Source organism: Marinobacter sp. C1S70 (genome assembly GCF_000475355.1).
GTDB classification, from domain to species: domain Bacteria; phylum Pseudomonadota; class Gammaproteobacteria; order Pseudomonadales; family Oleiphilaceae; genus Marinobacter; species Marinobacter nauticus.
Genome location: NZ_AXBW01000066.1, coordinates 1 through 8651, shown reverse-complemented (window position 1 = coordinate 8651; position 8651 = coordinate 1). Strand labels below are relative to the sequence as shown.

Annotated in this window: 8 protein-coding genes and 4 tRNA genes; all 12 read right to left on the bottom strand. The window is 55.9% G+C overall.

Annotation, left to right across the window (positions count from 1 at the left end; translation table 11 throughout):
• A partial coding sequence (locus Q669_RS19420) for a GTP-binding protein (protein ID WP_227501124.1) occupies window positions 1-111 on the bottom strand: 111 nt, incomplete at its 3' end.
• A gap of 52 nt (window positions 112-163) precedes the next feature.
• A tRNA-Thr gene (locus Q669_RS15345) sits at window positions 164-239 on the bottom strand.
• A gap of 13 nt (window positions 240-252) precedes the next feature.
• Window positions 253-327 (bottom strand) — tRNA-Gly (locus Q669_RS15340).
• Between the two features lie 10 nt (window positions 328-337).
• A tRNA-Tyr gene (locus Q669_RS15335) sits at window positions 338-421 on the bottom strand.
• A gap of 40 nt (window positions 422-461) precedes the next feature.
• Window positions 462-537: transfer RNA gene (locus Q669_RS15330), tRNA-Thr, on the bottom strand.
• Window positions 538-568: 31 nt separating this feature from the next.
• Window positions 569-1213: a hypothetical protein gene (locus tag Q669_RS15325; protein ID WP_022992951.1), complete on the bottom strand. Its 645-nt coding sequence runs from the start codon at window positions 1211-1213 to the stop codon at window positions 569-571.
• Window positions 1213-1941, bottom strand: coding sequence for a type III pantothenate kinase (locus Q669_RS15320; RefSeq protein ID WP_022992950.1), 729 nt, complete (start codon window positions 1939-1941; stop codon window positions 1213-1215). The genes Q669_RS15325 and Q669_RS15320 overlap by 1 nt, the downstream gene beginning before the upstream one ends.
• The gene (locus Q669_RS15315) at window positions 1938-2897 is read right to left on the bottom strand and encodes a biotin--[acetyl-CoA-carboxylase] ligase (RefSeq protein WP_022992949.1); all 960 of its coding nucleotides are present in this window, start codon (window positions 2895-2897) and stop codon (window positions 1938-1940) included. Before Q669_RS15315 ends, Q669_RS15320 begins: the two co-directional genes overlap by 4 nt.
• A gap of 104 nt (window positions 2898-3001) precedes the next feature.
• Window positions 3002-5395, bottom strand: a complete 2394-nt coding sequence (locus tag Q669_RS15310) for a DUF6160 family protein (protein WP_022992948.1) — start codon at window positions 5393-5395, stop codon at window positions 3002-3004.
• Between the two features lie 12 nt (window positions 5396-5407).
• Window positions 5408-5965, bottom strand: a complete 558-nt coding sequence (locus Q669_RS15305) for a hypothetical protein (protein WP_022992947.1) — start codon at window positions 5963-5965, stop codon at window positions 5408-5410.
• Window positions 5962-6921 (bottom strand): hypothetical protein, encoded by a 960-nt coding sequence (locus Q669_RS15300; RefSeq protein WP_022992946.1) that lies wholly within the window; start codon window positions 6919-6921, stop codon window positions 5962-5964. Before Q669_RS15300 ends, Q669_RS15305 begins: the two co-directional genes overlap by 4 nt.
• Window positions 6922-7028: 107 nt before the next feature.
• Complete coding sequence (locus tag Q669_RS15295; protein WP_023009394.1) at window positions 7029-8231, bottom strand: DUF6160 family protein; 1203 nt, start codon at window positions 8229-8231, stop codon at window positions 7029-7031.
• Window positions 8232-8651 lie beyond the last annotated feature (420 nt).

Genomic DNA, 8651 nt, shown 5'->3' with positions numbered 1-8651 from the left:
GTGACATACACGAGTCAGGGCAGCTGTCAGAGTGGTCTTACCATGGTCAACGTGACCGATGGTGCCCACGTTTACGTGCGGCTTGTTACGCTCAAACTTTGCTTTAGACATTTCGACCAATCTCCCTAATCAACCAGGATCGCAACGTTGACCGGATAAAAAATGGAGCTCATGACCGGAATTGAACCGGTGACCTCATCCTTACCAAGGATGTGCTCTACCGACTGAGCTACATGAGCATTGAAACCAAATTGGAGCGGGCAGCGGGAATCGAACCCGCGTCATCAGCTTGGAAGGCTGAGGTAATAGCCACTATACGATGCCCGCGAGCAATTAGTGGTGGAGGGGGCAGGATTCGAACCTGCGAAGCTTTCGCGTCAGATTTACAGTCTGATCCCTTTGGCCACTCGGGAACCCCTCCCGAACAAATCCGCAAAAGCGAACCTGCTTAAAACTTAAAGTGGAGCTGGCGGACGGAATCGAACCCCCGACCTGCTGATTACAAGTCAGCTGCTCTACCAACTGAGCTACGCCAGCTCACATTCGCCTGTTCAGCGAGGGCGGTATACTACGGATTTTTTTCCGGCCTTGCAACACCTTCACAAGCATTGCTTTCAAGGAAATCGAACTCGTAACCGGTTTCCGCTTCAACCGCTTGAACCCATTCACTTTCTGCCATGGATTCAACCTCAAAAACGAGCGCGTATCCTAAACGATTTCGAGGGAACTTGGCCAGCACTACATTCAGATTTGCCTGTTTTTTTTCTGCCATTACCGATTGCGCAGCCTCAAGGGATTCGAACAGCCCCAGGGAAATGGCGTTACGGTACTCTCCACGGGAAACAATGTACGATTCCACGCCCTGAAGATAGAGCTCACGGAACTGGGCTCGCGCTGCTTCCGGCGGCTGCGGAGGAATCAATACCCAATGCAGGGGCGGTAACTCCTTCTCAACCTCAACAATGCCGACTCTATGCTTGAGACCGGCCGCCACATTCTCGGCGTCATCCCTCGCATCAAACATTCCGAGCGTTATCCGTAGACAACTCTCTTCCCGGGAGAGGCTCTCCATGGTCTCGGAAGCCACTTTCAGGCTGGAGACACGTGGCAGGGCTCCAGATGAAACGCCAACATAACGGGATGGCTCGATCCAGGCCGGCACAAACCAAACGGCCAGATTGAGAGCTGCCAACAGAAACGCCAGCCACTTCATCACAGAACGCCCGCCCTGGCGATTCGCTCAAGACCGTCAAGCACCATACCCTCAACTACGTTTGCCTCAAGACCAAGGGCCTGCAAACGCCGGGCATCGCCACCGGTCAGATAGATCGCAGACAGTCCAAAGGCTTTTGCATCGCGATGAATCCCCTGGACAAGGGCCTCGGTGAGCCAGGCCAGACCGTGGTTGACGCATTCGCCGGTCGATTGTCCCGGGCGGGTGTCGAGTTGCTCACTCTGCTCAAATCCAATTCGTGCCGCATCCACTTTCAGACTACGGCGCATCATCTGGAGCCCAGGAAGAATGTAGCCACCGAGGTGTCGCCCGCTGGCATTCACATAGTCCACGGTGACGGCGCTACCAGCATCGACAACGGCGAAAGAAGCCTTACACCTGACCCAGCCTGCCAGCATGGCATGCCATCGATCAGCCCCCATGCGCGACACATCCCCATAGGAATTGGACAGGCCATCGCGCGTCGACTCAGCCCAGCAATATTCAACAGGCACCTTGCCCCGGGCAAGCAACAGTTCATGAAGTTGCGCGCGGGCGCTTTCCGAGGCCACCGTCGACACCAGAATTCTTTCGATGTCAGACCAGTAGCCTGAAAGTCCTGTCAGGGGCTCAGCATCTGCCATGACCGCTGCCCCTTCAAGAGGGCCGCCTGTTCCAGTCAGTCGCCATTTCAGGCGGGTATTACCAGCGTCAATCAACAGAATCATTCAGACACCCGCAAACTGATATCGCCCGCCCGCACCGGTATTTCGCCCTCTGCTGTTTTCAGGAGGTAGTTTCCGGTTTCGTCGATACCGCCTCCCAGGCCCTTTAATTCACTTTCACGGGTGACGAGGGGCAGGCCGCTAAAGATGTCACGGCGCTGCCAGCGCTCCCGGAATTGCCGGAAGCCACCAGCCTCAAATTCCGTCACTGCTGCCAGAATGTGAGTAATCATCCCGGCAGCGAGTTGGTTGCGGACCCAGGCCTGGTCTGGCCAACGCTTGTCCAGGCTCGTCCAGGGCTGATCAACGTCTTCAGCTTGAGTCATATGCACGTTGATACCGATTCCTGCGATCACCTGAACACAACCTTCCTGGAGTTCGCCCTGGATTTCTACCAGGATCCCACCAAATTTCTGGCCCTGGGCAAACAGGTCATTGGGCCACTTGAGCCCTACCTCACCGCCCCCTACCTGCTCAATGGCATTGGCGACGGCAACGCCCAGGGCCAGACTGAGGCCATCCAGGGCCGAGAACCCACCTTTTATCGACAACCCAAGGCTCAGGTAGAGGTTCTGGCCCTTGGGGCTGGCCCAGTTCCGACCTCTTCGACCACGGCCGGACGTCTGACAGTCAGATAACACCACCGGGAGTGGCGCCGACGTCAGTAGGCGCGCAACCTCGGCGTTTGTGGAATCCACTTCATCCAGAACAGTGAGCTGTATCCGCTCTCGAACCGAAGCATTGAGCTGACCAAGAATGATGTCACGGTCAATCAGGTCCAGTGCGGACACCAGCTGGTAACCCTGCCCGCGAATGGTCCGTATGTCAGTTCCGTCGGCGATAGCCTTGCGGATATGCTTCCACACCGCCGTCCGGGAAACGCCCAGCTTCTGGGCCAGCGATTCACCGGAATGGATTTCACGATCACTGAGCAGGGACAGCAATGCATTGGATTTCATCAATGAGCTTCCAGACGGGGAATAAACAAGCCCGGATTAAACAACAGGAGGGGATTGAAAAGCAAAGGGGCAGCACTGGCCTTGCCCCTTTACCGGTCGCGACGTCAGGGGATAGGTGTCGCGGTCAGGTTTGCGCGAATATTCACGTTCTGCAGCACGGCGCCGAACACGGCGGTCTGGGCGCCACCCACAGGATGAACCAGATCGATATTATTTATGGTCAGTTCCTTGAAACGGGTTTCCGCCTTGACCGCGAATCCCAGTGGACGGTTCAGGCGATCAGCCTCCGAAGGAGAGGACACATACCGATAACCCTGGGGGGCCGAGGCATCCATAATCTTTTCATCTCCACGGGCGCCATTCACCCCCAGCGAGTCCGCTCCATTTTCTTTCTTCACGACTCGGGTCTGGTAAACGTCAACGGATAGATCGGTTTGAATACCGTAGGTTTTGTCGTCGACGCCATCACCATCGAAATCACCACCGTCACTCGTGTAAATATTGTCCAGAACCAGGCGGGTTCCGGAACCATTCACGGCCCGCCCCTGGCCATCGACGGTCCGATTGGTTTCCCACAACAGCGAATTCCGCTTCTCGCTGCTCTGAGCACGGGCGAGGATGTTCTTCATCTCGATCGTGACACCTTCCTCGCCCCGCATTTCCCACTCACCGCCCGATGCCGAACAGGCCGAGGCCGACGCACCAGCGCCACCCACACAGACGTTGCCGGCACCACCAGGCTTGATCAACGTCGTGCTCCCCTGTTCAAAACGCTGGATCTTCAAACGCCCAAGGCTCTCTCCATCGACCCCATTACCGATCCGGACATTGCCGATATCCATGGTGCTCCAGGACTCTTCCGTTGCCAGCGCCAATCCTTCATCGGTAACATCCAGAGTCATGTTACGAACATGACCATCATAGGTCATATCGGTCAGCCAGAGACCTTTCTGGGGCTGCTCACCGTTACCTTCGTCATAAGGAGCGGCAATCACTGCAGCACGACCGTCACGAATGTGAATATCCGAATTAATCGTCAGGCCCTCACCGGAAGCGCCACCGGCTCCGAGCGTCATATGGCCGTCCAGCGTAAAGTCGTAGGCGGGATAGATGCCGAGCGCCAACAACAATTCTGTGCCACCCTGCAATGGCGCATCATCACTGCCAACGCGCATCCCATTAATACGGTAACCGGCCTCAAGCCCCTCAAAACCAATTCTCAAGCCGTCATAGAATCGGGTTCCCCCCTGAATACCATCACGGGTAACGTTCACGGTAATATCACCCTGCCCCCAGGACTGAAGGCCGCTGATAATCACCCTGTTGCCGTCCTCGGTATAGCTCAGATCAGAAAGCCTGAGACTCCACTGGGCAGCCAGCCTCAAACCCTGGGCACCGGCATCGGCATGCCCTCCGCCCTGCAGGTAAAGCGCATTGGTGTAGCTGCGTCCACCAAATACCTGGTCTTCCAACAGAAAGCTCAGGTTGAAGGCCCCAAAGCTCTTACCAGCAGCGCCAATCTCAATGGCTCCGACCTCAAACTCGCCTTCCATTCGCCCAAGCGTTAAACCCACTGCCGGTCGGCCGCGCCAATCCTCATCCACATCCAGACGAAGGTCCTGAATTCGGTAGGAACCAGTGATGTCTCTCAGGGCGAGTGCATGGCCATCATCGTGATAGAGGAAAGACGCGCTATGTATGGTTGTCTCGTTATCAAACCTCAAACCCTCCCCTGCGCGGCCTCCTGCGGATATACCGGTCGTTGAGGACAGTTCGTACTGGCCAGAGAGACCGCCATAGCTGGGCAGCAGGTCACCGTTACCATTGGTGCTACGGCCATATATCGCAGGATCGCTGGAATATCGAATAGCACCGACCTGCCAACTACCAGTTACTCTTGGAGCCGTCAGTTCCAGGGTCTGGCCCACCCGCTCCAGAGTTACTCCCAAGGCCTCAACGGACATCGTAATATCGTCCAGAAACACCGAATTACCGTTGGTTCTATAGCCCAGACGGCCTCCCGTCATGGTGTACGCGGAATCAAATTCATAGCCGGTTCCACCTGCGGTCTGCTGGCGCAGGCTCAAGGTGCCTTGAAGGCTATGATCAAAGAAAATCCCGCCCATACTGACACCGGGCGCGCCGGCCAGCCGGATGTCCGAGAATTCGACCCGCCGGTCTTCTACCAGGTATTCGAGATTCAGCGCAGAATCACTGCCGATATCGATCCTGGTCCGATGAAATGCGCCCTGGCCCGGCACTTCCGAGGAACCCACCCGCATGCCTTCCAGATGGACGCCTTTGTTATCGTCGTAATAGGAAAGCTTGTCTGCGGTCATGGTCAGGTCAGTTTCGATGGTAATCCCGCTCTGGCCTCGTATCTCAGACAGCGCCCGGTCATCAAGGCTCTGGAGATCTGCAGCGGTTATCATCGAATAGCTGCCCAGGCCCAGGACGACCGTACTCAGGGGCAGGATTCCGGAAAGCTTACGAGTCATGATGCCTCCTGGCTAAGGGGTTCCATCCGGAAAAACCAGAAGGTTACCCTGCATGATCACGTCCCCCTGCATTTCCACCGCAAAGATGTCGGTTTGCTGAAAGCCGGGGTCAGTTGGTCGTGGCGTGCTACTGGAAGCGATTTTGAACTGTACGTCAGAAAACCGGACAACATTTGGCAAGCCCAGCTCAATCACATCACGGTCAAAGAGTGCACCATCCCCCCCAAAGCCGGAATCGATCGAACGCACCCTCAGGGTCAGACCCTCAAAGGCGAACATCCCTCGAACTTCATCCAGTACCATCCATCCGCCATCCTGCTTCAGCCGATAGGCAAAGCGAGCACCGCATTTCTTATCTGCCTCATCACACCGGCCAAAGTAATTGTTCTGAACCGGACCTCCCATTTCGTTGATGCTGATGTCGCCAGACAGATAGATCCCCCCCTGGCCGGAGACATCAGCCAGGGCGTCGTCCCCGAGCGGCGACATCTCGGAATACGCCAAGGCGGGAAGCAGGGCCGCAAAGAGCAGGCAAAACCGGGTAGCTGAACAACAAGTCAGACGGATCATGGCGCCAAGTCCTTGGTTCTGATTTCCAGGTGCTGAATGAGCATTCCTTCGATGCGGGCGGAGCCAAAATCCCGGTCACCAACACCAAAGTTGCCAATCCGGAGATTGCTCCGGTATTCCGGATTGGTGTAATAGGCTTCATAGAAGTCCCAGGTTGCGGTATCGCTGCCATCCCGAAGCCCGTTTGCGGCAATCTGCCCGGGTGCCGGCGCAGCGATAGCATCTACCTCCAGCACGAAATTGCCCGTACCGTCGACATCAAAAAACACTGGCTGGAGCTCGTTACCGATCGCCAGTTGAAGGACAAAATCGGACATGGTGATGCGGGAGCCACACTCGCTGCCATCCTGGGTGCATGCGTTGATGGTTAACTCCGGAGAGTAGAAGTTCAGCTTGAACTGGCCTGCCATTTGCTGGCGAGCGTCATCGCCCCAGAGGCGCAGGTAACTCCCGTCAATCACGGCACTTTTCGCATGTATATTCAGGTTGGCAGAGCGATCGTCACCCACGGCGACATTCATCTGCATCCCCATATCCGCTCGCTCGCCAATCCAGGATTCAGTCGCGGGGCGGCTTGAACAGGTACCGCTGCCAGCAGCCGCAGAGCCACCCAGGCAATCGTAACCCTCGGCCGCGCTGAGCATCGCGGGCGCGGCGATTTCCAACACCGATTTATCTCTGACCCCGATCGTGTTGCCGTCCACCACGTCAATTCGCCAGGGATGCAGCAAACGCCCCAGGTTGACCGGGGTCAGATTCTGACCATAGGCGGAATCAGCGCCCGCGATGTACAAGTGATTCACGGTGATATCCACGTCCTGCCCGTCCGTGCTTTTGATGCCCGTGATTCGGAATATACGGGCCTGGTTGCCATTGGCATCCGGCGCGTCGGTTCCATGGGAGAAGGCGAAGTTATCGAGAACCAGGCCTATGCCGGCGCCATCGATCTCGGACATCTCGGACTCATTAAGAGTCACCATCTCAGCCTGGAGGGGCAAAGACCACAAGAGCGCTAACGACAACATTGAAGTGCAGGGGAAGTTGCAGAACCCGAATCCTCTCATCAGAACAGCCCCCGACCACGGTCTATGTACTCAGTCCGATAACGGTCCGTGCCGTACAACGCCTCATTCAGGTTTACCTCGGTGGCGCCATTGGGGATATTGAAGAATGCGCCGGACGTCGCCCGAATAAAGTCCTCTACCGTGATGTCGGTTTTCTTGACGTCCTTCAGCCAATCCAGATCTTTGGTCTGAAACGAAATAAACGCACCATCGGCGGGACCGGTAATTCGCCGCTCACCATTGACCTCCTCAACCTGGCCAATCGGGAAACTGTTGTAAATATCCAGATCAAAGCAGGAGTCTATACCCAGCACCATGCAATCCTGGGCATAGACATAGATGTCACCAGCACCACAGCTGAAGAAGGAACAATCCGGCACCTCGATCTCCGAACTGGATCCCCAGCCAATCAGGTTCTTCAGAGACCAGCGGGTGAATCCGGCGGCACCTTCGAGAACGAACTTTTCCCCGTTCGGAATACCGATATACTCCGCACGGATGGGATCAAGCTCGCCAATGCGCGGGTCATCTTCCGCTCCATAGACCAGCTGCGCCTTGGTGGCGAGCGGACTGCCCGATTCGAGCAAAGGGGTGAGCAGTACAATCAACTGATCGAAGAAATTGCCGGTGGAGTTAGCCTCCCGCAACCCTTCACCCCGATCAATGATGTCGACATTGACGTTGCCCGTCAGCGTTTCGATCTTGCCGGAAAGAATGCCCATGGACTCGCCAAAGCCAAGACGAACACCTACCACCTCATTGGTGGTCTCATCAAAGGCAAACTCAAAGAACGGGCTATCGATCATGAACGGAACAATCTCATTCTCGCCATAGGCTGAGCCATCGGGGCGATATTGTCGCGGAGCATCAGGGTTCTTGCTGTAGTAGGCCTGGTTATTGATGTACCCGAGCGCAAAATCGCGGATCAGCACATCGGAAGAACCCTGCTTCTCACCCGCTCGCTCATATCGCCCCATCTCGAGAACATCAACATTGGTCTGGATTTCGATATCCATACCGAGATTGACACGGGTATAGGAGGTATTTTCGTTGGGATCGGGATGGTACTGGCGGTCTATGGAGACAAAGGCCTGACCTGTCACCTCGGACAGCTCGGCATCAGAAATGGGCTGCAAATCTGCATGGGCAGCCGAAGACAGCACCATGGACAGCGCGAGGAATAGTCTTTTACGTGTACTCATAGCCATACCTGCCCGCCGTTTGTTGTTATTGACGGCAATGATCGAATGATTGATGAGTGTCTCTGAAGCTGGCTTTTTAGTCTTTTTTTCTGCCAGTCTTGAGGGAATGCTAACGCTATTTACCGAGCGTAACTGTGCGCCTGATCACAGGGTCATATCTGCTCGCTTTCCTGCAGGCAATAAAAAACCCCCGACAGCGAAGCTGTCGGGGGTTTTTAGGCATTAGGCGCCTGACGATGACCTACATTGCTCAGGCCTGTCGGCCTTCGGCCCTTTGGGCCCGCCGTCGCTGCGCTCCCGCGTCCTGCGCTTGCCGTTGGCAAGCTTGTCACATGGGGGCCGTTGTAGTGCAGAGGAGAGCCTCGATCCAAAATAAAAAAGCCCCAGCATCAAGGATGCTGGGGCTTGTTTATTTAGGAG